General features: G+C 58.7%; 16 protein-coding genes. 11 read left to right on the top strand and 5 right to left on the bottom strand.

Features of this window, described 5'->3' with window-relative positions; translation table 11 throughout:
- Positions 1-130: 130 nt before the first annotated feature.
- The 3 genes from treY to CLV58_RS18940 all read left to right on the top strand — a co-directional run bounded on the left by treY (position 131) and on the right by CLV58_RS18940 (position 5,538).
- The gene (gene treY, locus CLV58_RS18950) at positions 131-2,842 is read left to right on the top strand and encodes a malto-oligosyltrehalose synthase (protein WP_106139397.1); all 2,712 of its coding nucleotides are present in this window, start codon (positions 131-133) and stop codon (positions 2,840-2,842) included.
- Positions 2,843-3,015: 173 nt separating this feature from the next.
- Entirely contained in the window at positions 3,016-4,911 is a 1,896-nt protein-coding gene (locus CLV58_RS18945) for a TlpA family protein disulfide reductase (protein WP_106139396.1), read from the top strand.
- A 126-nt stretch (positions 4,912-5,037) separates the two neighbouring features.
- Positions 5,038-5,538, top strand: a complete 501-nt coding sequence (locus CLV58_RS18940) for a GNAT family N-acetyltransferase (RefSeq protein ID WP_106139395.1) — start codon at positions 5,038-5,040, stop codon at positions 5,536-5,538.
- 78 nt (positions 5,539-5,616) lie between these two features.
- Here the strand turns inward: CLV58_RS18940 and CLV58_RS18935 are convergent, their stop codons facing one another.
- The 4 genes from CLV58_RS18935 to CLV58_RS18920 form a co-directional block, all read right to left on the bottom strand.
- Positions 5,617-6,513, bottom strand: a complete 897-nt coding sequence (locus CLV58_RS18935; protein ID WP_245882383.1) for an SDR family oxidoreductase — start codon at positions 6,511-6,513, stop codon at positions 5,617-5,619.
- Positions 6,514-6,610: 97 nt separating this feature from the next.
- Positions 6,611-7,438 carry a crotonase/enoyl-CoA hydratase family protein gene (locus tag CLV58_RS18930; RefSeq protein WP_106139393.1) on the bottom strand — a complete coding sequence of 276 codons (828 nt, stop codon included), beginning with the start codon at positions 7,436-7,438 and terminating at the stop codon, positions 6,611-6,613.
- 145 nt (positions 7,439-7,583) lie between these two features.
- Positions 7,584-9,095: a DUF1501 domain-containing protein gene (locus CLV58_RS18925; RefSeq protein WP_106139392.1), complete on the bottom strand. Its 1,512-nt coding sequence runs from the start codon at positions 9,093-9,095 to the stop codon at positions 7,584-7,586.
- Positions 9,096-9,183: 88 nt separating this feature from the next.
- Entirely contained in the window at positions 9,184-10,812 is a 1,629-nt protein-coding gene (locus CLV58_RS18920) for a DUF1800 domain-containing protein (RefSeq protein ID WP_106139391.1), read from the bottom strand.
- A gap of 157 nt (positions 10,813-10,969) precedes the next feature.
- On the opposite strand from CLV58_RS18920, the gene CLV58_RS18915 reads away from it, so the two are divergent.
- Positions 10,970-12,088: a trans-sulfuration enzyme family protein gene (locus tag CLV58_RS18915; protein ID WP_106139390.1), complete on the top strand. Its 1,119-nt coding sequence runs from the start codon at positions 10,970-10,972 to the stop codon at positions 12,086-12,088.
- Positions 12,089-12,268: 180 nt separating this feature from the next.
- Here CLV58_RS18915 and CLV58_RS28090 read toward each other — a convergent pair whose 3' ends face one another.
- Positions 12,269-12,664 carry a hypothetical protein gene (locus CLV58_RS28090; RefSeq protein WP_146141475.1) on the bottom strand — a complete coding sequence of 132 codons (396 nt, stop codon included), beginning with the start codon at positions 12,662-12,664 and terminating at the stop codon, positions 12,269-12,271.
- 167 nt (positions 12,665-12,831) lie between these two features.
- Between CLV58_RS28090 and CLV58_RS18910 the strand changes: the two genes are divergently transcribed.
- The 7 genes from CLV58_RS18910 to CLV58_RS18885 all read left to right on the top strand — a co-directional run bounded on the left by CLV58_RS18910 (position 12,832) and on the right by CLV58_RS18885 (position 24,244).
- Positions 12,832-13,425 (top strand): NAD(P)H-dependent oxidoreductase, encoded by a 594-nt coding sequence (locus CLV58_RS18910; RefSeq protein ID WP_106139389.1) that lies wholly within the window; start codon positions 12,832-12,834, stop codon positions 13,423-13,425.
- Positions 13,426-13,459: 34 nt separating this feature from the next.
- Positions 13,460-13,678 (top strand): hypothetical protein, encoded by a 219-nt coding sequence (locus CLV58_RS18905; RefSeq protein WP_106139388.1) that lies wholly within the window; start codon positions 13,460-13,462, stop codon positions 13,676-13,678.
- A gap of 268 nt (positions 13,679-13,946) precedes the next feature.
- Entirely contained in the window at positions 13,947-17,303 is a 3,357-nt protein-coding gene (locus tag CLV58_RS18900) for a DUF7133 domain-containing protein (RefSeq protein ID WP_245882385.1), read from the top strand.
- A gap of 247 nt (positions 17,304-17,550) precedes the next feature.
- Positions 17,551-18,000 (top strand): hypothetical protein, encoded by a 450-nt coding sequence (locus tag CLV58_RS28085; RefSeq protein ID WP_146141474.1) that lies wholly within the window; start codon positions 17,551-17,553, stop codon positions 17,998-18,000.
- A 204-nt stretch (positions 18,001-18,204) separates the two neighbouring features.
- Positions 18,205-20,253 (top strand): alpha-L-fucosidase, encoded by a 2,049-nt coding sequence (locus CLV58_RS18895; RefSeq protein ID WP_106139386.1) that lies wholly within the window; start codon positions 18,205-18,207, stop codon positions 20,251-20,253.
- Between the two features lie 180 nt (positions 20,254-20,433).
- Complete coding sequence (locus CLV58_RS18890; RefSeq protein ID WP_106139385.1) at positions 20,434-22,986, top strand: carboxylesterase family protein; 2,553 nt, start codon at positions 20,434-20,436, stop codon at positions 22,984-22,986.
- Positions 22,987-23,002: 16 nt separating this feature from the next.
- Positions 23,003-24,244: an alpha/beta hydrolase family protein gene (locus CLV58_RS18885; protein ID WP_106139384.1), complete on the top strand. Its 1,242-nt coding sequence runs from the start codon at positions 23,003-23,005 to the stop codon at positions 24,242-24,244.
- The last annotated feature ends 37 nt before the right edge of the window (positions 24,245-24,281 follow it).

The raw sequence follows: 24,281 nt of genomic DNA, 5'->3' as shown, positions 1-24,281 counted from the left end.
CTGTCTGCGACAGCAGGAATGAATAACGATTGTGGTGTCAGGACTGGCGAACCTGCCCTGGCACCACGGCACATTTCCCCAAAATTCACCAAATAGATCAACAATGGCCGGTAGGGGCGGTTAATCGAGTATGCGAAACCCGATTACCACCTATAGAGTACAACTCAACGCTTCCTTTACACTCTCCCACCTGGAAGCCATTTTGCCTTACCTCAAGGCACTTGGCATCAAAACAATCTACGCGTCGCCCATCACTGAAGCGACGCCCGGCAGTGAACACGGCTACGACGGCGTCGACCCCTTGCGCATTGCTCCCGATCTCGGCACGCGGGCCGACCTGGAACGAATAGCCGACTGGCTGCATCAAAACGATATGTACTGGTTGCAGGACATTGTACCCAACCACATGGCCTTTCACCCCAACAACGCATGGCTGACCGACGTGCTGGAAAAGGGCCCGCTCTCGCGTTACGCCCGCTATTTCGACACGGCCCTGGCCAGCGATCTGTTTCAGGGGCGCATCATGGCTCCCTTCCTCACCGACACGCCGGAACAATGCATCGCCCAGCAAAAACTGACGCTGACAACTGACGACAACCGGTTCGTGATCAGCGTCGACGGCAACACCTATCCGCTGACGCCCGGTTCCTACGCGACCGTTCTATCCTCGGTCGACGCGCCCGAAGCGATCCGGCAGTTACTCACCCAGCTCGACGACCTGCACCGCACGGAGGAGCCCCTGTCGTACGCACTGGCGTGGGACGAATGGCGCGAGCAGCTCATGAGCCTGTCTGCCAATCCCGTCACCAGTACGTACGTGCAGCAGTGTTTACAACGTGTAAACGACGACTCGGCGCAGTTGCTGGCCCTACTGGATAAGCAGCAGTACCGGCTCCATCCCTCAACAGACGCGGATCAACAGATCAACTACCGCCGTTTTTTCACCGTCAGCGACCTGATCTGCCTGATGATGCAGCATGAAACTGTCTTCACTACCTATCATCAGTTGTTCTTCGACTTGCTGGAAACGGGCGTAATCGACGGGCTGCGCATCGATCACGTCGACGGCTTATTTGCTCCCCGCGCGTACCTCGATCGCCTACGACAGGCCGTCGGTGATGACACGTACATCATTGTCGAGAAGATTCTACAGGACGACGAAGACCTGCCGGCCGAATGGCCCGTTGCCGGCACGTCGGGCTACGACTTCCTGGCCGCCATCAATAATCTCCTGACCGACGGTCGCCAGGCAGATGCGTTTCAGCAGTTCTACGCCGATCAAACGAGCGATACCACATCGCTGTCCGATCAGATGCGCGGGCGGAAGGCATACATGCTGTATCAACAAATGGGTGGCGAGCTGACTAACCTGACCAACTATTACCAAACGCTCGGTCTGGTGCGGGAGGACGAACTAGCGTCCCTTCCCGCTGGCTCGCTGAAACTGGCTATCGGCGAATGGCTTATCCGCTTCCCGGTCTATCGTTATTTCGGCACCCAGTTTCCGCTGCACGCTGCCGAAGCCGACGCCCACCGCCGTATTTTCGATCAGCTTCGTGAATCCCGTCCCGAACTGACGGCGGCCGTCGATCAGCTCGCGCAAACGTTGTTCGATCAGGCGGATACGACTGACAACGGCCGGGCGCAGCAGGTGGCCCTGTTCTACCAGCGCTGTATGCAATACGCGGGACCACTGATGGCGAAGGGCATCGAAGACACGCTATTTTACACGAACACCTGCTTTATCGGTCATAACGAAGTTGGCGACTCTCCTGCTCGTTTCGGCCTATCAACCGCTGATTTTCACCGGTTTATTCAGCAGCGACAGCAGCACTGGCCACTGACGATGAACGCCACGGCGACCCACGACACGAAGCGAGGGGAAGACGCCCGCGCCCGGCTGGCGGTATTACCCGATATTGCCGACGACTGGTTTGCGGCCGTCCGCGACTGGCAGCGCATCAACGCAAAGGCAAAGACCGGCGATGCGCCCGACTTTGAAGACGAGTACCTGATTTATCAGTCGCTGATCGGCTCACACCCCATGCCCGGCGACAGCGACGACTTTGCCGATCGGATGCAGGCCTTCATGGAGAAGGCCCTGTCGGAAGCCAAGCGCCATACCGACGATGACTATCAGCAGGCAACGGCCTCCTTTGTCAGGCAGTTACTCGCCAGGCGCGGCCATTTTTGGGCATCGTTCCAGCCGCTATTCGAAAAGGTAGTTGATTTCGGCATCGTCAATTCGCTGGTGCAGGTTACGCTGAAATACACGTTGCCCGGTGTCACTGACCTGTACCAGGGGAATGAAGGCTGGGATTTGAGCATGGTCGATCCCGACAACCGCCGACCTGTACCGTATGCGCAGTACCAGGACGACCAGAACGTGCTACTCGCGCAGGCCGACAACCGATCGGATAGCTGCTGGAATGCGTTGTGGGAAGACCGGTACAGTGGCCGCATCAAGCGGTGGCTAACCTATCAGTTGCTGCAACTTCGGCGTAATCATGCCGGCCTGTTCACAACCGGCAGTTACACCCCGCTCACGGTCGAGGGACGCTATGCTGACCATATACTGGCGTTTCTCCGCACCGACGAGACGATTCAGGCACTTGTCGTTGTGCCGCTGCACATGGCGCAACTTTGCCGGGCGCAGCAAACTGATCCGCGCTCAGTCGACTGGGGTGATACTGTGGTTTCCCTGCCAAATTCGTCGGCCGCTAGCGACTGGTATCACAACCTCACGGATTCAGCGCATGGCAATACTGTGGCGTTACCCGTACAGTCGCTACTGGCAACCATACCCGTAGCCGTACTTACGCGCGCCCCAGGTGCCGTTTAACGTTCACGGGGCTACTCCATCGAACCACCGTCGTACCGGATCGGTGGAGTACGCCCAAGGCTAACCGTATGCCAACTGAAATGCGAAGCTGGCGCACGCTCATCCAGCCGTTTTTTTACTAAGTTAACGCCAATCGGTGCGGCTTCTGCGTCAGTCGTTCGTACTTTGGAGGGGTGAAAACCCTTGCTTTTCTTTTTCCGCTCGTATGGGCAACCGGTCTGACGCAGGCGCAGTTTCGGTATGCCCCTGTTGCTCCGCAGGTTGGGCAGGTCGTGTCGTTTACCTACACGCCACAAGGCACCCCCCTGGCGACGGATAGTCTAATCGAAGCCCGGTTCGTCCGCTACGGCGCGCCGGCCGTGATGAGTTTGAGTCAGCCGGCGGGTATCAAGCTGGTTCGGCAGGGGGCTGATTACGTGGGGCAGCTAACCCTGCCGCGCACGAATGTGTCGGGGATGATGCTCCTGTTTCGTAATCCCCAGCAGCCGCGCCGGGTCGACCTGAACCGGGGGCTGTTGTACGCAATTCCGGTCTGCGACGATAAAGGCTGTCCCCTGCCCCACGCGCTGGGCGGACAGGCGTCGGTCTTTACGCGGAGTCATTTTCTCTACGAATCCGACGCCCGTTCAGACCTAAACCGAGTCGTGCAGTTGTATGAACTCGAGCTCGCTGAACATCCCGATCTGAGACCGCTCTATTGGTCCGATTATCTGGCCGCGCTGGTCAAACAGCGCAAGCCCGGTTTCGGCCCCAAAGTCGACGCGGGCATCCGGTCGTATCTGGCATCGCGCCCCAAACCAACGCTGGCCGAACTGACAACGGCGGCTCAGCTCTACGAAAGCATGGGCGATTTTACGAAGGCCAACGCCGTTCGTGAGCAACAGAAAACGGCCGATCCCGCTGGGTCACTGGCGCAGAAAGATCGAGCCATGGCGGTGCGAAATCAGGCTGACTGGACCAAAAAGAAGGCGATGTATCAGGCGTTTGCCAAGGAATTTCCGACGTCGTCGTACCTGCCGGCGCTCAGCGTGATGATGACCGACGGCTACTACAAGAATAACGACATTCGCGGTATGCTGGCGCTGGTCAACACGCTCCCCCCCACGCAAACCGACGTCCTGATGCTCAACACGATCGCGTTTCAGATGGCCGATGAAAAACGCGACGTACCAACGGCCGAGCTGCTTATCGAGCGTGCCCTCGCTGATCTGGACGTTCAGCCCCGCCCCACCAACATTCCCGCCAGCCAATGGACCAGAGAGAAAGCCAATCGGCATCGGCAGTTGCAGAACACCTACGCCCGTACGCTCGAACAGCAGGGCCGTCACGCCGACGCGTGGCCCGCTTACCAGACCGTTATCAGCCCAGACGATATCGAGTCCAGCGACGCCCGCCTGAACGAGCGGTATTTCCTGTGCGCCCTGCAAACGAACCACGCCACGCAGGCGCAGGCCCGAACGGAAGAAGCCATTCAGCTCGGTCTGGCGACGAACCGGTTGAAAGCCGCCTACCGCGACTGGTACGCCAAACAGCCCGGCCAAACGCTGGCCAGCGCCGATACGCACGTCCACGAGCTGGAGTCAGACCTGCGCGAAGACCTGCGCGACGAGTTACGGTCGGTGATGATTAACGAACCCGCGCCTGCCTTCTCCATGACAGACCTGCAGGGGCGTACCATCTCGTCGGCGGCCTGCCGGGGTAAGGTTGTCGTACTCGATTTCTGGGCTACCTGGTGTGGCCCCTGCATCGCGTCGTTTCCGGCCATGCAGCAGGCGCAGGCCCGCTTCCAGAGCGACCCCAACGTCCGGTTTCTGTTCGTCAACACGCGGGAAGGCGGTCCGTTGCAGCGGGTACACTCGTTTATGGAGCGCAACACCTATCCCTTCGTTGTGCCGATCGATGCCCAGCAGCGCGTCGCCAATGCGTACAAGGTGCAGGGCATTCCGACGAAGGTCGTCATCGACGGTAAAGGCCGCGTTCGCTACCGCGCCATCGGCTACAACGGCGACCCCGAAGCCACCGTCAAAGAACTGGCGATGGTCGTGGAGATGCTGAAGGAGGAGTTGTAATTAACGGTACACGGTAGTTGGTTTACGGTTTACAGTGGCTGCACGCTACATTATCACTACCCAAACCGGGCGAGCACCGTGCCACAATAACCACCATAAACCGAAAACTGTATACCGAAAACCACTATGACCCTACGACTGGCTACGGCCGATGACATACCGGCGCTGCTGAATCTGCTTTCGCGCATCATTCCAATCATGCATGAAAGCGGTAACTTTCAGTGGGACGAGCACTACCCCAACGCCACCGTGTTCGGGCATGATATTGTCAGACAGCAACTGTGGCTGGCACTTATTGATGGGGCCATAGCCGGCCTGGCCGCGCTGACGGAAGACCAGGAGCCTGAATACGCACAGGTTGGCCTCGATCTCAACGAACGGGCCATCGTCACCCACCGGCTGGCAGTCGACCCAGCCTTCCGGGGGCAGGGCGTGGCGGTAGCCCTGTTGAATCAGGCCGAACAACTCGCTCACGAACGTGGCATTCGCTTTCTGCGCGTCGACACGAACTCCGAAAACCAGATTACGCAGCGGCTGTTTCCCAAGCTGGGCTATCGCTACGCCGGCGAGATCAGCCTTAGTTTCCGCCCCGGCCTGCGCTTTCTGGCGTATGAGAAAGCGTTGTAGAGACGCGACCCTTCGCGTCTCAGAAACCGGACGGCTGACGCGTACCGAGACGCGAAGGGTCGCGTCTCTACAAATAGATCACCCTTTGCTGGCCCGGTTGGCCTGTTTGATGCTGCGGGCGACTTCGTCCCACTGCTCGTCGGTTACGTCGCGGAGGTGACTGAACTCGCCCGCCATCAGCACTTCGCCCCCGTCGATGGTGATGCTTTCGCCGGTGATATAGCCCGAATAATCCGACAGCAGGTAAGCCGCCAGATTGGCCAGTTCGCCGTGGTCACCGACGCGGTTGAGCGGGATGCGGCTCGTCGGGTCCATCAGGCTGGCGAGGGGTTCGGGAAACAGTCGATCCCAGGCCCCTTTGGTTGGGAACGGGCCGGGCGCAATCGCATTGACCCGGATACCATATTTACCCCACTCGGCCGCCAGCGACTTCGTCATAATCAGCGCGCCCCCTTTTGCCACCGCACTCGGCACTACATAGCCCGAACCCGTTGTCGCATAAGTCGTTGAGATGTTGAGTACCGTTCCGGGAATCTTGTTCTCGATCCAGTATTTGCCGACGGCCAGCGTGAAATAGTAGGTTCCGCGCAGCACAATGTCCACAATCGTGTCGAAGGCTTTGTACGACAGGCGCTCGGTAGGGCTGATAAAATTGCCCGCCGAATTGTTCAGCAACCCATCGACCCGGCCAAACGTCTCGATGGTTTGGGCCAGCACCGTTTCAATCTCCTGCGGGTTACGTACGTCACAGGGCACCGCCAGTATCCGCCCGGCCTCCTCGACCGAACTAAGTTCGGTGGTGAGTTCGGCGGCTGTTTCGTCGATCACCGACTGCCGGCGGCTACAGATCGTCACGTTGGCCCCCAGCGTCAGCAAATACCGCGTAATGGATTTACCTAGTCCCGTACCGCCCCCGGTCACGATAATGGTTTTCCCCTGCAAAGCCCCATCCCGGAGCATTCCTGTTGCATTCATGGTGTTAATGATGGAATGAGTGATTGATCGAAGGATAGAATGATTGAATGAGGCTGACGCAAAGCATTCAACAATTCAATCATTCTATCACTCAACATCAATAGCCCCGGCTGATTTTTTTGTTGAAGCGGGCCTGTCGTTTTTCCTGGGTGGCTTTGATCGCTTCGGAGAAATCGTCGGATTGAAGCTGACCGGAATTCAGCTCGGCGACGTATTGTAGCCCGTCCTCGACCGACTTGTTCAGGCTGTGATTCAGGACCTGTTTTACACCCGTCACCGCCGACGACGAGTTCTCCGCAATCTGACGGGCGAGTGTCGCGGCAGCGTCAAAAAGCGCGTCGGGCGTGTCATAGACGTGGTTGACCAGGCCGATCCGTTGGGCGAAAGCGGCATCGTAGTCGTTTCCGGTAAACGCCATTTCGCGGGTAAAGCCCTGCCCGATGATGGGTGGCAGGAATTGCAGGCCACCGATGTCGGCAGTCATGGCCAGTTTGGCTTCGCGCAGGCTAAACCTGGCGTCGCGCGAGCAAAGACGGATGTCGGCCGCAGCGATCATGTTGATCCCCCCACCGATGCACCAGCCGTGGACAGCGGCAACGACGGGCCGTGGCGATTCGTGAATTTTCTGGAAACCCGACTGCATCTGCCGGATCTGGGCCGTAATCTCCGAGCGTTCGGCACCAGTCATGCTGCTCAGTTTCGGCATCATCTGCGGTAGATCGAGCCCGTAGCTAAAATGATCGCCACTCCCTCGGATGACGATGCAACGAACGTCATCCATCTGGTCGATAGCGGTCATGGCTTTGGGCAGTTCTTCCCAGAATTCGGGGCCCATGGCATTCCCTTTTCCGGGGCCTAACAAAGTAAGCGTCAGTACGCCGTCGTCGGTGGTCAGTGATACGGATTGGTAGGTCGTCGGTTCCATAAGTAGACAGTATGCATGCATACAGTGGCCGTAAATGTGCGCATTTCAATTCATTTACGCAACCAGCTGTTTATAGGCACAACCGACGATCGTTGCCGACTGTTTGGCTGTTATCGCACACGCAGCGTATTCATAACTGCACTGGCTACCCGGTCATGCGAACAGTATAGCCGCCCGTGACGAGTTTACCATCGAGCCGCAGATTCCGCACGTCGACCGACTGCCGGAGCGTGACCGTATGCCCCGCGTTGACGCGTACGTATTCATTGGCCGTCGGAACGCGCCCGACGGTCCATACACCGGCGTTGGTCCAATCGCCCGACGCGACCGTTTCGACCATGTCGGAGAAAAGCGAAACGGTCGGAAACGGGCGAAAAAGCAGCGAACTGGTCGTGGTCTGAGCCGTGCCGAACCAGTCGGTCAGGATGTCGGTGTATACGCGCCGGAAATCAATCTGCATTGGAATTTCCTTATTGCTGGCCTGTCCCGACAGGTTCGACAGATCGGGATTCTGCCCGATCGTACGATGCCGGACATTGGTACCGAATACAAACATGGGAGCCGCTACGCCGTGATCCGTACCGCGCGATGCGTTGGAGTTGGCGCGTCGGCCGAATTCAGAAAAAGTCATACCCACCACCCGGTCGGCTGTCCCCTGCAACGTCAGATCCTGTTGAAAGGCCGCGATGGCCGCCGATACTTTCCCCAGCCGGGTCGCATGGTCGCCAATGGTTGTATCGCTACTGTCGACCTGCCCGGAGTGCGTATCGAAACCGCTCATGGAGACAAAATAAATCTTGGTCTTGAGGCCGCCGTGAATCAGCCGGGCAACGATTTTCAGTTGTTCGGCCAACGCGTTGCTGGCGGTACTATCAGGATAGGTAGCCAGGTTTTTTCCCGCATCGGCCGCCCGCTTGATTTCGCTGGCATACCCTACCGACAGCGCCTGCTGCTTCCGGATGTACGCAATCAGATCGCCCGCGTCGCAGCACGGAAGCCCACCCGCCGAGGGCGAGGTTGCACTCGTTCCCCCAACCAGTTGATAAAAGCTGTCGGGGTCGCTCAGTGCAATGCCCATCGACTGCTGACTGCCCAGCAGCGCCGTCGAGGTCAGGTAGCCAATCTGAATTGCCAGTGGGTCTTCCATCTGGGCATTCGGGTACCCCACCGGATAGCCCGGAAACTGGTTTTCCAGATAACGCCCGGCCCAGCCCGTTGTCTCCGTCACGTTGGCCTCCACCCCGGTCATCCAGATGTCGGTGGCACGGTAGTGCGACTGGTCGGGGTTGGGATACGACACCGAGTGGACGATCGACAGGTTGCCGTCGTTGTACAGGTTGCGCAGGCCGGTCATAGCGGGGTGCAGGCCTGTCTTGTCGTTCCCGTTGAGCGTCAGCACCTTCGCTTGCGGAATGGCGATGTTACTCCGCAAGGCATTGTACTGACTCATCTGGTCGAGGGGAATCACGGTATTCAACCCGTCATTTCCCCCGTTGAGATAGACGATCACCAGCACCCGGTCGGAATAGGCCGCCTGCGTTTGCCCCAGTGCCTGCACCAGCGCCGACTGCCGATTCAAGGCTTTCAAGCCGAAGCCATCCAGAAAAACAGGCAGCACACTCGCCGAGGCTGCCGCCAGAAAATCACGACGTTTCATGAAATCAATGAGTGATTGAGTGAATGAGTGATTGAGTGACTATTCTGCGGCAGCTATTCGCCCATTCACTCAATCGCTCATTCGCTCATTAGAACAGTTGATACTCGGCCATGCGGAGCATGTAGCGCATGAGGTTTTGTAAGCGGTATTTGACGGCATTGCGCCGGTTGGTGTTGGTTGGGCTTGTGCGGTAGGCATTCCATTCGTTGACCCACGACTGACGGGGTACGCCCTGCATCATAATCGTGTCGATCAGGAAGTCTTTCTGACTCTGGAAGAGGTCCAGCGCGAACAGGTTTTTCGAAAAGGCCGTCTGCACGTCGACGCAGGTGATGGCCGGCGTTCCCGACACATCGGCAAAATTGGTTTGCAACGACGTCGCCCAGGCCACGACATCAATACCCATCTTGTAGCCCGTTTTTATTTCCAACCACTGCCATATATACGCATCGGTATAATCGCTGCGCAGGGCGAGGGTCGTTGTGTTAATCCAGATTTGCGAGTAACCGGTCTGATAATACGGCTCGTAGCCAAACACCGACGGCTGGTCGATCAAGGCCATCTGCATGTCGCGCATCCGCCAGAACATGAAGTCGAAATACTTTTTGAACGCCACATAGTCGGTGTTCATGTCGGGAACGGGCTGGTTGAACAGCCGCATGGCCCCGATCGCCAGTTCCGCCGGCGACTTGATCATCGACCCAATGTTCGTATCGTCGAAAAACGCCTGACTGGTCAGCAGCTTTTCGACGACGGGCTGGATCGCGTAGTTGTTGGCGTCGCTGGCAAAAAACTGGGCCAACGGTATGATGACCGCGTTTTCTACCTCGGTCGTCACGTTTGGGTTGACGTACCAGCGGTAGAGCTTGCGGCAGATAAAGCGGGGTGTCTGCGGGTGTTTCAACAGCATCGCAACCAGATCGATCAGTTCAGCGTCGCCCGCCGTCGTACCCGTCCGTCCCGTAATGACGGTATTGTTGTATTTGACCGAAAACGTTTTGTTGGTCGTATCGTGCTTGGTGCTGGTAAACGTAGTATCGAAACTGGTCGACCCGTTTTTCCAGAAATTGGTGTATTTCCAGCCCGTCAGTACCCGCGCGGCTGCCTTGACGTCATCTTCCGTGTAGTTCTTGTTCCCGTCGAAGTCGACCGCGCCAACCGTAAACAGCTCCTGTAGTTCACGGGCGTAGTTTTCGTTGGGCTTACCGACTTCATTCTCGTTGCCATTCAGGAAGCGCAGCATGGCCGGGTCCTTGCTGATCTGCGTCACCAGCGTGCGGAAATTTCCCAGCGCGTTGTTCCGGAGCAGCAACAGGTAGCGGTTGACGAAGCGATAATCATCGATCACGTCACGGGTCGCAACAAAGTGGTTTTGCCAGAACAGCGTCAGTTTGTCGAGTAAGCTCGGCGGGGCACTCTGATCGGTCATCAGCCGCATCCACCAATAGCGCAGGTAATGCCCGAACGCAAAATTACGGTCGCCGTTGAAGGGTAAGTCGAGATAAGGCTGCCCGGCCGTCGACGCGGTACTGTCCAGATCGATTGGGGGCGGGGGCGAATAATTGGCGTTGCTGATAAGCCGACTGACAGCCTCAGCCGCCGTCAGGCCCGTAAACGCCGTGATCTCTGCCTGCGTGGGGCCAAACGTAGCCCGGCGCAACAGATGCGCAGCGGTTTTCGCAGTCAGCGGTTGTGTAAAGGTATCTAAACGAAGCATGCAAAGCAGTCTTGTTACCGAAACATCAATAACAGTACCATAATTCCCTCATATGTCTCTCGGGAAGCGAGACTTGCTCCTATTGGGATTTACGACCCAAAATGCGGTACTTCGGTATTCTGACGAACCAACCTGCCTGCTTCGGCTGGCCTTGCTTATGCATTTCGACACGCTTGCGCTCCGGGCTACCCATCTGTCCGACCCCACGACGGGGGCCGTCGTTCCGCCCATCCACCTCGCCACGACCTTTGCCCGCGACGAAGCCAACGAGCTGACGGGTTCCTATATCTATAGCCGTCCGAACAACCCCAACCGGGAAGCCCTCGAAACGGCGCTGGCTACGCTGGAAGGTGGTGCGGTTGGCATGGCGTTCGGCTCCGGGCAGGCGGCTACCATGACGCTGTTGCAGGCGCTCAGCCCCGGCGATCACGTACTGGTCGCGACGGATTCCTACTATGGCACGCCGGCCCTGCTCGAACAGGTATTTCATCCCTGGGGCCTGACCTACACGCGGGTACACATGGACGATCTGGACGCGGTGAAACAGTCGATGCACGAAAACACGCGGCTGGTCTGGTGCGAAACACCATCGAACCCGTTGCTGACAATTACGGACTTACTAACAGTGTCCCGACTGGCGCACGATGCGGGGGCGCTCTGCGTCTGCGACAACACCTGGGCAACGCCGGTGCTGCAACGCCCACTGGAACTGAACTGCGATATCGTGATGCACTCGACCAGTAAGTACCTGAGCGGCCACTCCGACGTGCTGGGCGGGGCGCTGGTCTTCAAACGGAATGATGAGTTTACGCAGCGGGTCCGGTCGCTGCAAAGTCTGTCGGGAGCCGTCCCCTCACCCTTCGACTGCTGGCTCATCAGCCGGGGGATCAAAACGCTGGGCGTTCGGATGCGGGCGCAGATGGCCACGGCGCAGGCCGTCGCGGACTTTCTCGATGGCCACCCTTCCGTCGAAAAAGTGCATTATCCCGGCCTGGCCAATCACCCCGATCGGGCGCTGATCGGCCAGCAGATGAACGGACCGGGGGCCATGCTGTCGGTGCAGGTAAACGGCGGAACTGCTGAAGCACTGGCGTTCATTGGCAAGCTGAAACTGTTCACCCGGGCAACGAGTCTGGGGGGGGTCGAAAGCCTGATCGAACACCGGGCCAGTGTCGAAGGCCCAACCTCATCGACACCCGCTAACCTGTTGCGCCTGTCGATCGGTCTCGAACATGCCGAAGACCTCATCGCCGATCTGGCCCAGGCCCTGCGGTAGTACTACGGTTTACAGTGTAGCCCAGACCTCCTGGTCTGGAGGCCGTCAGGCCAATCATATCAGCAGGAGCCTCAGCTGGTTACCATCACGCGCTTCAAGCCTGGAGACCATCAGGTCATCTACGTCAGTACACCCTATTGGTCGCTGGCGCGCCCTCCAGACGTAGACGTCTGGGCTACATTAGCGCTTTGGCTTGTCGCGACGGATGGTGGCTGATCGCCGGGCGGTAGTGTCGTAGCCGTGGATCGGCATGTTGTCGAGCGTTGCCCGGACCAGGCCCGACGGGTCGTTCGGGGAACGGTAAAACGCGTTGTCGGGCCGGCTCGTCGGCATTGGCACGGTAGCACCCCGCCCCGGTCGGGCCACTGGCATATCATCGAATGTGCCCCGCCCGGCATTAGGCAAAAGTTCCGGCAACTGGCGCAGTGTACTGTCAGACCATTGGTGCAGACCGGGATTAACCGGGTTCCGCTCTGGGCTGCCATTCGGCTTTATAGCAGGTGACGGTATCTTACCGGGTACCTGTCCGTAAGCCTGACACGTTAGAAACGTAAGGAGTAGCGCTATCGTCTTCATCGGTATAGAGTCTTGCTGGTGCATCTGTCTGCTGCCAATGACCCCGTTCGTCCCATAACCGTTGCAGCCAACACGCTGAAAAAGAGCCGGCACCCGGCCTATTCGTATAAACCGAAACCAATCGGTGCGACACTGGGTTGGTTAGGCAAGTATGATACCCACTTGCCATGCACATTGCACTCATTGCCACCTCCTCGCGTCCCAACAGTAATTCACTGCGCTTCGTCAAGTATCTAAGTCAGCTGCTGACCGAGTCGAATCAACATACCGTTCAGATCGTCACCTACGAACACTACGACATACCGTTCGTCGGACAGGGCAACCTGAACCCCGCTGCGCTGACCCCCTTCCAGCAGGAGCTAACTACTGCCTGGGCAGCCGCCGACCTGATCGTCTTTGCCCTGCCCGAATACAATTGGACAGCTCCCGCTCAGGCGACCAACGCCATTCATCAGTTGGGTACGCCCGCTTTCAAGCATCTGTTTACCGACAAGGTCTTTGCGATGGCGGGTATTTCCAACGGCCGGGGTGGTCGTCAGCCCGCGCTCGACATGGGAACGGTTGTCAATAAGCTGATTAGCTTCACGAATAGTTACTCCATCGTGTCGCCCAAACTGTACGAGTCACACGAGACGGACAAAAACCTTGACGTGGACGGCCAGTTTATCGGTCACGAAGTCTACGAGCGCACGGTTCGCTCCTTTGTCGACTACACGCTGACAGTTGCCCAGCGGTGGGTTGCCACTGAACAAACCGCCTGATCGTAGTCACCCTCAATTCTTAACCAACCAGCGCATGAACCCAACGTCCGACGCATCCGAAGAGCAAATCAAGAAAAACGTAGAGGACCGTATCCGCGAAGCCATTCTCGCCATTGAGCCTGACGCGCAGGTGACGGTTTCTGTCGACATGAAAACCGGAAAAGTCGTCGTCGACGGCGCTGATACAGACCTGGTGAACCGGGCTATCGATTCCATTCCCTCATCCGACAGCAGCGACGATTCGTTGAACTGACTAGCATATTCCCATAGAAGGTAACAGTGGTGTCAGGTTCCGATCTGACACCACTATCGTTTGTACGATTTAGTCCACTCGTTTTACCTGCACTTAGCTCATTGAGCGACGGATACAGTAAAAAAGAAGGCAATTTGCCTTGTTTGTCCGACTCACGAATCGAACAATCATGCGCAAACCTGACTGGAAAATCAGCCATAAGCTGGCCCGTTTCCGTCCCTATGTAACGCCTACGTCGGTATGGCTGGGTGGTCTGATTCCGGTACTTATGCTGGCCGGGTATCAGCAGGCCAACGACCCGGTTAAAGAACCCATCAAGCGGCTCGACCCGGCCAAAGCGGTACAGATGGCCAAAGCCATTGAAGCCACCGTTAGCCCCAAACTGGCCGAAGGGCTCTCGCTCACCGTATGGGGCGTCGACTCGCTCGTCGCCGACCCAATCGGTATCGACATCGACGACAACGGACGCCTGTACTACACCCGGACCAACCGGCAGAAAAACTCTGAATTCGACATCCGGGGGCATCAGGACTGGGAGATCGAGTCGAACCGGTTGCAGACCATCGAAGACAAGCGGGCGTTTCTGCACCGCGTTCTGTCGCCCGAAAACAGCAAGAAAAACGAATGGCTGAAAGACGTCAACGGCGACGGTTCGCACGACTGGCGCGACATGACCGTCGAGAAGGAAAACGTCTACCGCATTGAAGACACCAACGGTGATGGCGTGGCCGATCAATCGCAGTTGGTTGTTAACGACTTCAACGACGAGGTCACCGACGTAGCCGGGGGTGTACTCGCCAACGGTAAAGACCTGTTCGTCACCGTGGCCCCCGACCTGTGGCGGCTGCGCGACACCAACGGCGACGGCATTGCCGACGAAAAGAAATCGCTCTCGCATGGCTACGGCATCCACGTTGGCTTCAGCGGTCACGGCATGTCGGGTGTCGAGATGGGCCCCGACGGCAAGATTTACTGGCAGATCGGCGACATCGGCTTCAACGGCGGTAAAGACGCCAACGGCAAGTCGCTGAACTACGCCAACACGGGCGTCGTTGTTCGGGCCAACCCCGACGGCTCTGATTTTGAAGTCTTTGCGCACGGCGTCCGGAATACCCATGAATTTGTCTTCGATGAATACGGCAACCTCATCAGCGAAGACAACGACGGCGACCACGCGGGTGAGAAAGAACGGCTGGTGTACATCACCAACGGCTCGGATACGGGCTGGCGCAGCAACTGGCAGTACGGCAAATACCGCGATCCGAAAAACAACACGTACAAAGTCTGGATGGACGAGCGGATGTACCTGCCCCGCTTCGACGGACAGGCGGCCTACATTACTCCTACTCTGGCCAACTTCGTCAGCGGTCCGGCGGGGATGCTGTACAACCCCGGTACGGCGCTAAGTCCCAAATACAAAAACACCTTCTTCATCGCCGAGTTTGTCGGCAACCCCGCGCAGTCGGGCATTCACGCCTTCAAGCTGAAGCCCAAAGGTGCGTCGTTTGAACTGGGGCAGCAGGAGAAGATTCTGGGTGGTGTACTGGCCACCGGTATCGACTTCGGCCCGGACGGAGCCATGTACGTGGCCGACTGGGTCAACGGCTGGGACACCAAAGACTACGGCCGTATCTGGAAGCTGGACGACAAATCGGCGGCAAATTCTGCCGAGCGTAAAGAAACCAAACTGTTGCTGGCCGCCGATTTCAACGGTCGGTCGGAAGCCGATCTGGGTAAGCTGCTGTACAACGCCGACATGCGGGTGCGGCAGAAAGCGCAGTTTGAACTGGTCGACCGGAAAGCGAAAGGTGCTGAGGTGCTGACAGCCGCGACGAAGCAGACGGCGAATCAGCTGGCGCGGGTCCACGGCATCTGGGGACTGGCTCAGCTGGCCCGGCAGGACAAACAATATGCCCAGGCCATCATGCCGCTGCTCAAAGACAGCGACGCCGAGATTCGGGCGCAGGCGGCCAAGTGGCTGGGCGACATCCGCTACGCCGACGCGGGGCAGGCACTGATCCCGTTGCTGATGGATGCCAACGCCCGCGCGCGGTTCTTTGCCGCCGAAGCCCTGGGGCGCATCGCGTACGAACCCGCCATCCAGCCGATCATCAAGATGCTGGAAGCCAACAACGATGACGACGCGTACCTGCGGCATGCCGGTAGTCTGGCACTGGCCCGTATCGACAAGGTCGAGCCGGTAGCCGCGCTGAGCAGCAGCCCATCGCGCGCCCTGCGTATTGCCGCCGTGGTAGCCCTGCGCCGGATGGAAAGCCCCGAAATCGCCCGTTTCCTGACGGATTCCGATGTTTTTGTGGCAACCGAAGCCGCCCGGGGCATTAACGACGACTTCTCGATTCCGAAAGCGCAGCCTGCGCTGGGGAATCTGCTGGTCACGACAAAGTTTACGAACGAGCCGCTCATTCGCCGGGCCATCAACGCCAACCTGCGCGTCGGTACGCCCGACGCCATGCAGCATCTGATCGCTTACGCGCAGAACGACGCCAATCCGGCGGCCATGCGGGCCGAAGCCCTCGATGCCCTGAGTACCTGGGCCAACCCATCGGTACTCGACCGGGTCGATGGTCGCTACCGGGGCGAAGTCAAACGGGACGCGGCTGCCCTGCGCACGCAGACGGCTGACCTGTACACGAAGCTGGCCAGCAACGGCGAACTGGCCGTTCGACTCAGCGCGATCAAAGCGATTCAGACGCTGGGCATTACTTCGGCAGGCCCGGTACTGCTGGCACAACTGACCAGCGATTCGGAAGCACAGGCCCGTATCGCAGCTTTGCGCACGCTGGCGTCGCTCAATGATCCGCAACTCAGTAAAGCCATCGAACAGGCCCTGTCGGATGCCAATAAATCGGTGCGCGTTGCCGGGCTGGATCTGGTCGCCAAAAGCAACATGCCGAGCGAACGCATGGTCAGCCTGCTGACAAACGTGATCGACACGCGCACGGCCGAGGAAAAACAGGCGGCTTTGCTGACGCTGGGTAAGCTGCCGGTCAAGTACACGCAGCCGATCTTCACGCAGATGATGGGGAAGCTGGCCAAGGGAACCCTGGCACCGGAGATTCAGCTCGAACTGGAAGAAGCCATCGATAGCACCCACTCCGCCCCGTTGATTAGTCAGTACAAGGCAACGACGTCGAAGCTCTCGCCCGATGCGCTGGCGGCTACGTTCAAGGGCAGTCTGTTCGGCGGTGAGCCCGACAAAGGCCGTCGCGTGTTTTTCCGCCACCCGACGGCCCAGTGTATCCGCTGCCATTCCTACGACGATCTGGGTGGTAACGCCGGGCCACGGCTCAACGGGGTTGCCAACCGCCTGACGCGGGAACAGCTGCTGGAAGCCGTTATCAACCCCAGCGCCCGCATTGCCCCCGGTTATGGGTCGGTGACGCTCAAGCTGAAGAACGGAAAAACGGTCAGTGGTACGCTGGATGGTGAGACTGCCACCGACATCAAGGTCAAGATGGGCGACAAACCGACGATGACGATTCCGAAGAGTCAGATCGCCAAGCGTACGACTGATCCGTCGAGTATGCCGCAGATGACCTACCTGCTCACGAAGCGCGAAATCCGCGACGTGGTAAGCTTTCTGGCGACGCTGAAAAACGACTAATACGCCAGGGTAGTAGTACGCAACGGGGCTGCTCACGTGGAACGCGTGTAGCAGCCCCGTTTTTTTTGCGTTCAGCCGACAATTTTTCGTAAAAATACTTACCATTCAGTTTGATAAATATCTGACAACCAACACATTAACTCAATATCACGTATTCGTAACTTCATAGTACGGTTGCCACACTTCGGCTGTAGTTCACGTACTGGCAAATGGGTGTTTTATAACTTATTCCCCATTGGTCATTCGTATGAAAAAGGTAGTTGTTATCGGATCTCTGATTACCGTGCTGGCACTCGGCTATGCCTGCACAAAAAGTAGCGAGTTAGCCCCTGCTGATACGACCGGCTCGGCGCGTAACGGCAGCGTAACGAGTGGCACAGCCACCGGTCCGCATAGCGGCACCGCCGGTGGTCCCCACAGTGGTACCGCGACCCACCCACGCAGCGGTACGGCCGGTGGCCCACACAGTGGCACGGCCACGCATCCGCACAGTGGTACGGGCACCCCACCCTACAGTGGTACCGCGACGCCCCCGCATAGTGGCACCGCACACCCACCCCACGACGGACCACCCCGTAGCGGCACAGCCACTGGCCCACACAGCGGAACGGCAACGCCACCGCAGGCGGGAACGGCAACACCGCCACAAAGTGGTACGGGCACACCCCCACCCCGCCCCCACCGCCCGCGTCATTAATTACCCGGGCGCTTTAAGAGCCTGTTACTCTATTGGGTGACAGGCTTTTTATTTTTATAAACCAGCCTTGGATACATACATTTCAGCCGTAGATAGTTTTTAAAAATTTTTAAAGTAGTATCTTTCGGCAATGGATTTTCACCGACATACGATATAAACGTTGGCCTATCCAGCTTTTACGATTTCTACTCACCCTGCCTATTCATGCGTTTTCTGTTTAGCTTCCTGCTGCTCGGTCTGTCGTGGCTGGCTTCCGCGCAAACCCCGGCCCCGTACGGTGCCACCCCATCCCCCCGTCAGCTGGCGTGGCACAAGATGAAGTACTATGCCTTCGTCCATTTCAACATGAACACATTCACGAACGAGGAATGGGGCCATGGTACGGAAAAACCGGACGATTTCAACCCTACACAACTCGACTGCCGGCAGTGGGCCCGGACGGCAAAACAGGCGGGCATGGAAGGTATCATCATCACGGCCAAGCACCACGACGGGTTCTGCCTGTGGCCATCGAAATACACCGAGCACTCCGTTAAAAACAGCAAATGGCGGAATGGAAAAGGCGACGTGCTGAAAGACCTGTCGGCCGCCTGCAAGGAATATGGCCTGAAGTTCGGCGTCTACCTGTCGCCCTGGGACCGCAACCACCCAGCCTACGGCACGCCCGAATACAACGAAATTTTCAAGAACACGCTCAAGGAAGTACTGACCCAGTATGGCGACGTATTCGAAGTGTGGTTCGATGGCGCGAACGGCGAAGGTCCCAACGGCAAGAAGCAGGTCTACGACTGGCCGGGCTTCGTCGCGACGGTACGGCAGTATCAACCCAACGCGGTGATTTTCAGTGACGGTGGCCCCGACATTCGTTGGGTGGGTAACGAGGATGGCTACGCGGGCGAAACCAACTGGTGTACCATTGATCGCGACAAGGTGTATCCGGGTTATCCGAAGTACTGGGAACTGACCGAAGGCGAACAGGGGGCCAAAGACTGGGTACCCACCGAAGTCAACTGTTCGATCCGGCCGGGCTGGTATTACCACGCCAGCGAAGACGACAAGGTAAAATCGCTGGAACACCTGGTCGACATCTATTACAGTTCGATCGGCCGTAACGGCAACTGGCTCCTCAACCTACCCGTCGACCGGCAGGGGCTGGTGCACGAAAACGACGCCAAACGACTGATGGACCTGAAAGCGTATACCGACAAAGCCACGGTCAATCTGGCGGGCGGCAAGACGGTGTCGGCGAACAGTTCATTCGCGGCTAAACCAACCTTTGCCGCCAGCAACCTGCTCGACGGCAAGCGCGACACGTACTGGGCGGCTGCCGAGGGCACCAAACAGGCGACTATCGACATCGACCTGGGCAAACCGACCACGCTCAATCGCCTGCTGATCGAAGAATACATCGAACTGGGGCAACGGGTGAAGAAATTCTCGGTAGCGGCTTTCCAGAACGGGGCCTACCAGCCCGTTGCCAGCGGCACGACCATCGGCAACCGGCGCATCCTGCGTTTCCCAACCGTCACGACCAGCAAGCTGCGCGTCAGCATCGACGAGTCGCTGGCCAGCCCGATCATCCGCAACATCGAGGTGTACAACGCCCCCGAACTGATCGTAACGCCGGTTATCAGCCGCAGCAAAGACGGTCTGGTCAATATCGTTAGCCCCCGCACCACCGATCCGGTTATCACCTACACGACCGACGGTTCGGAGCCAACCGCGAAGAGCCCGCGTTTCAGCAAGCCGTTCGCGCTGGCACCCGGCGGAACGGTGAAAGCCCGCGCCTTCATCAACAACATGAAGCAGGCGAGCAGCCCCGTCACGGCCGATTTCGACATCAGTTCAGCCAAGTGGAGCGTTGTTTCATCCGACAAAAAGGCGGACGCTATGATCGACGGGAATCCGAACACGTTCTGGCGGCAACCTAAAGCCGGCGAAGGCCCGACCTCGGTTGTTGTCGATCTGGGCGAATCGCTACCTCTGCGCGGCTTTACGTATCTACCCCGGCAGGATGGCAAAAAGGAAGGCATTGTCTACCGCTACGCTGTGTCGGTGAGCCAAGATGGCAACACCTGGTCGGCACCGGTCAGTCAGGGCGCGTTCAGCAACATCAACAACAGCCCCGTGCTGCAAACCGTCCGGTTCGCTGCGCCCCAAACCGCCCGTTACCTGAAATTCGACGCGCTGGAAACGACCGAAGACAGTTCACCCACGGTATCTATCGCCGAATTGGGTGTGCTGACGAAGTAAGTGTAGCCTGGCGCGTAAGTGTAGCCTGGACCTCCAGGTCCGGGTGGCCGTCAGGCCAATTACTCAAGGCGGCAGCTTTCTGGCCGCTATCGCGTCCACCCGGACGTGGACGTCCAGGCTACACCTACTCGCCAAGCTACACACTCAGGCTATACATTCGAATTACCCTCCTCAACCCGTATGATACAACGTTATCTTCCGTTACTTCTCGGCCTTTCCGGCACCATTTATTCACAGGCGCAGGTTCGTCCATCCAGTACCTCGCCCACCGCCTACACCTTCACGGAGGGGCTGGTAGCCCTGACCGGCAGTCGCTACGGACGCGAAGCGATTTACACCGACCCGCTGGCGTATCAGCTGTATACCAACGCGTTGAAGAAACCCGCCGAAGGAGCCGTGTTCGGTACCGATGAGCAGGGACGCGAGATCCGGTGGGTTCCCGTGACCGCCGACAGCCTGAAACGACTCCGACTGCGTGGTAACGTCCGGGGCAACGGCGGAGCACCCGCCGGACCGGGCGTCGTGGCCGGTAGCCTGCGGGGCGGCATCGGTGGCGGGGGTGGCTATACCTACCTGACCTACGACTCTCCGCGCGAGCAGGTTGCGCTGCTGAACATTCGGGGCAACAGCAACGTGTACGTCAACGGCGAACTGCACATGGGCGACGCCTACAGCATGGGCTACCTGCACATCCCCGTCCGGCTGAAGAAAGGGCTCAACGAACTCTACGTGCGGGGCGTTTCGGTATCGGCGAACCTGTCTTTTCCGAACCAGCCGGCCCTGCTCCGCACCGACGACCCAACCCTGCCAAGCATTCGAACGGGGGAAGCCAACACGGCGCTACAGGGTGCGGTAGTTGTGCTCAACACATCGACCAAACCGCTGACCGGCCTGCAACTGAGCAGTCGGCTGGCGGGCAGGCAGCAAACCACTCCGTTGCCGGCTATCCCTGCGCTGTCGAGTCGGAAGGTCACTTTTACGTTCGATGGCAGTGGCGTCAGCAACATAGGGCCGCAAGCCTGTGAATTGACACTTACCCAAAACGGCAAAACACTGGATCAGGGCAGCGTATCGGTGGAGAGCGTGGCCCCGGACAAATCGTACAGCCGCACCTTCGTCAGTCAGATCGACGGTAGCCTGCAATATTACGCCGTCACGCCCCAGTCGTCGCCCGGCAACGGACCGTCGGCACTGTTTCTGTCGGTGCATGGTGCGGGCGTTGAAGCGAGCGGACAGGCACGGGCCTACAAAGCCAAAGACTGGGGCAATCTGGTAGCCGCGACCAACCGGCGGCCGCGTGGCTTCAACTGGGAAGACTGGGGTCGACTCGATGCGCTGGAAGTACTGGCCCTTGCCAAAAATCAGTTCAAACCCGATCCGCAGCACGTGTACCTGACCGGCCACTCGATGGGTGGACACGGCACCTGGTTTCTCGGCGCGACATACCCCGACAAGTGGGCCGCTATCGCGCCCTGCGCCGGTTACCCGACGTTGAAAGAATATGGCTCGGCCGACGGCGTTATTCCCGATAGCAGCAGCAACCCGCTGGAACAGATGCTGCTCCGGTCGGGCAATCAGAGCGACGTGCTGAAGCTGACGAGTAACTATAAACCGCTGGGTGTCTACGTTTTTCACGGCGACGCCGACCGGACCGTGCCCGTAACCTACGCCCGTCAGATGCGCAAACTGCTGGGCGAGTCGCAGCCCGACATGAGCTACTACGAGTACCCCGGTGGCAGTCACTGGTTCGGCGATCACAGCGTCGACTGGAAGCCCTTGTTCGACTTTTTCAAATGGCATACCATCCTGCCCGACTCGGCGGTGAATACCATCGATTTCACCACGGCCAACCCCGGCATCTCGTCGTCGTTCCGCTGGGCGGCTATCGAACAGCAGGAGCGGCCGCTGGTCTACAGCCGTATGCAACTCAAGCGGGACGGAAAAGCCATTACCGGCACGACGACGAACGTGGCCCTGCTGAAGCTGGCGCTGGACGAATTTGGCCCGAACGCGCCGGTGTCGATTACGCTGGACGGTCAGCCCGCGCTGACGCACACGACCGGTAGTGCCCACGACACGCTGTATGTCCGACGCGATGGCAACCGCTGGCGTCCTGTTCAACGTCCTGCGCTTACCCAGAAAGGCCCCCACCGGAACGGTACGTTCAAGGATGCGTTTACCAACCGGATGGTGTTCGTCTACGGTACGCGTGGCACGAAAGATGAAAACGACTGGACCTGGCAGAAGGCGCGTTTCGATGCTGAAACCTGGTATTACCGGGGCAACGGGGCCGTCGACATCATCGCCGATACGGAGTATTCGCCGGCGAAATACGCCAACCGGGGGGTAGTACTGTTCGGCAACGCGACGACCAATGCCGCCTGGAAAACGCTGCTGGCCGACTGCCCGATTCAGCTCGAACGGAATCAGGTCCGGGCGGGCGATCAGCAATGGCAGGGCGACGATCTGGCGGCTTACTTCGTGTGGCCTATCAACGGATCAGCTACGGCCTCCGTCGCGGTTGTGGGCGGAACGGGACTCAAGGGCATGCGGGCGGCATCGGCCAACCAGTATTTTGCCGGTGCCAGTGGATTTCCGGATTTCATGATTTTCGGGCTGGACATGGTTCGTACGGGCAGTCAGGGTGTGCGGATGGCCGGGTTCTTCGACAACAGCTGGAAACTGACGCCCGCCAATTACACCGTCAACAACCAGCCTAACGCAGCCAATTAAGCCCGACCGATCCGCCATGAAACAGACATTATACGCCCTGCTAACAGTCGCGGTTACCGTTGCGACCGGGCAGGCACAGTCGGTCGCCACGCTGAAAAACTGGCTGGCCCAGCCCGCCGACAAACGCCCGGCGCTGCCGAAGGCAGTCGTTCAGAAACCGCTGTCGAAACGCGACGCGGAGGAAGCAACGACGCTGCTGTTAGCCGATCAACAGCGGCAGCAGGCCGACCGGCTTCGCCAATGCTGGACCGACAAAGCGATTACGCAGGGCGACCAGGTCCTGAAATTCGAGTACCGCATCTTCGGCGCAAAACCGGCCGACGGTCGCAGTCTGTTTATTTCGATGCACGGGGGCGGGAACGCACCAGCCAATGTCAACGATCAACAGTGGAAAAACCAGATCGGGCTGTACAAACCGGCCGAAGGCGTCTACGTAGCGCCCCGCGCCCCGACCAACACCTGGAATCTCTGGCACGAAGCGCACATCGACAGCCTGTTCGACGAACTGATCCGGGCAGCTGTGCTGGCGGAAGGTGTCAATCCCGACAAGGTGTACGTCATGGGCTATTCGGCCGGGGGCGATGGCGTGTATCAGCTGGCTCCCCGCATGGCCGATCGCTGGGCGGCCGCATCCATGATGGCGGGTCACCCCAACGAAGTAACGCCCGTCAACCTGCGTAACATCGGCTTCGCGCTGCATATGGGCGCGCTCGACAAGGCGTACGACCGCAACAAAATTGCCGAACGCTGGGGCCGACTGCTCGACAGTCTGCAAGCTGCCGACCCCGGCGGCTACAAACACCTGGTACAGCTTCACGAAGGACGCAGTCACTGGATGCAGCGGGAAGATACGGTTGCCGTGCCGTGGATGATGCAGTTCCGGCGCAACCCCATCCCAACCAAGGTTGTCTGGAAGCAGGACGACGTGACGCACTCTGACTTTTACTGGCTGGCTGTTCCGGCCGATCAGGCGAAGACCAACCGGGAAGTCATCGCGGCTTACAGCGGCAATACGGTCCGCATCGAGAAAAACGACTACGACACGCTGCTAATCCGGCTGAACGACCGAATGATGAACCTCGACAAACCCGTAACGGTCCTGTACGCCGGGAAACCGATTTTTACCGGAAAAGTCAACCGCACACTCCGTACAGTACGGCAAACAATCATCAGCCGGAACGATCCCGGGCTGGCGTTCCCGGCAACGATCCGGCTGGTCCGAAAAACCGACAAGGCCGTCTCCGTTACCGCCGAGTAACGGCTCTTCCCTCCCACCTAACGCATCAAAACGAGTT

This window comes from Spirosoma oryzae (genome assembly GCF_003002825.1).
In the GTDB taxonomy this organism is placed as follows: Bacteria; Bacteroidota; Bacteroidia; order Cytophagales; family Spirosomataceae; genus Spirosoma; species Spirosoma oryzae.
The sequence above is the reverse complement of the archived record's forward strand: the minus strand, read 5'-3'. Positions and strand labels throughout refer to the sequence as shown.

Excerpts from the sequence above, each read along its gene's own strand:
- CLV58_RS18885 (WP_106139384.1), top strand. The coding sequence starts at position 23,003 with ATGAAACAGACATTATACGCCCTGCTAACAGTCGCGGTTACCGTTGCG.
- CLV58_RS18925 (WP_106139392.1), bottom strand. The coding sequence starts at position 9,095 with ATGAAACGTCGTGATTTTCTGGCGGCAGCCTCGGCGAGTGTGCTGCCT.
- CLV58_RS18930 (WP_106139393.1), bottom strand. The coding sequence starts at position 7,438 with ATGGAACCGACGACCTACCAATCCGTATCACTGACCACCGACGACGGC.
- CLV58_RS18920 (WP_106139391.1), bottom strand. The coding sequence starts at position 10,812 with ATGCTTCGTTTAGATACCTTTACACAACCGCTGACTGCGAAAACCGCT.
- treY (WP_106139397.1), top strand. The coding sequence starts at position 131 with ATGCGAAACCCGATTACCACCTATAGAGTACAACTCAACGCTTCCTTT.
- CLV58_RS18905 (WP_106139388.1), top strand. The coding sequence starts at position 13,460 with ATGAACCCAACGTCCGACGCATCCGAAGAGCAAATCAAGAAAAACGTA.
- CLV58_RS18900 (WP_245882385.1), top strand. The coding sequence starts at position 13,947 with ATGCTGGCCGGGTATCAGCAGGCCAACGACCCGGTTAAAGAACCCATC.
- CLV58_RS18895 (WP_106139386.1), top strand. The coding sequence starts at position 18,205 with ATGCGTTTTCTGTTTAGCTTCCTGCTGCTCGGTCTGTCGTGGCTGGCT.
- CLV58_RS18915 (WP_106139390.1), top strand. The coding sequence starts at position 10,970 with ATGCATTTCGACACGCTTGCGCTCCGGGCTACCCATCTGTCCGACCCC.
- CLV58_RS18940 (WP_106139395.1), top strand. The coding sequence starts at position 5,038 with ATGACCCTACGACTGGCTACGGCCGATGACATACCGGCGCTGCTGAAT.
- CLV58_RS28085 (WP_146141474.1), top strand. The coding sequence starts at position 17,551 with ATGAAAAAGGTAGTTGTTATCGGATCTCTGATTACCGTGCTGGCACTC.
- CLV58_RS18935 (WP_245882383.1), bottom strand. The coding sequence starts at position 6,513 with ATGAATGCAACAGGAATGCTCCGGGATGGGGCTTTGCAGGGGAAAACC.
- CLV58_RS18890 (WP_106139385.1), top strand. The coding sequence starts at position 20,434 with ATGATACAACGTTATCTTCCGTTACTTCTCGGCCTTTCCGGCACCATT.
- CLV58_RS28090 (WP_146141475.1), bottom strand. The coding sequence starts at position 12,664 with ATGAAGACGATAGCGCTACTCCTTACGTTTCTAACGTGTCAGGCTTAC.
- CLV58_RS18910 (WP_106139389.1), top strand. The coding sequence starts at position 12,832 with ATGCACATTGCACTCATTGCCACCTCCTCGCGTCCCAACAGTAATTCA.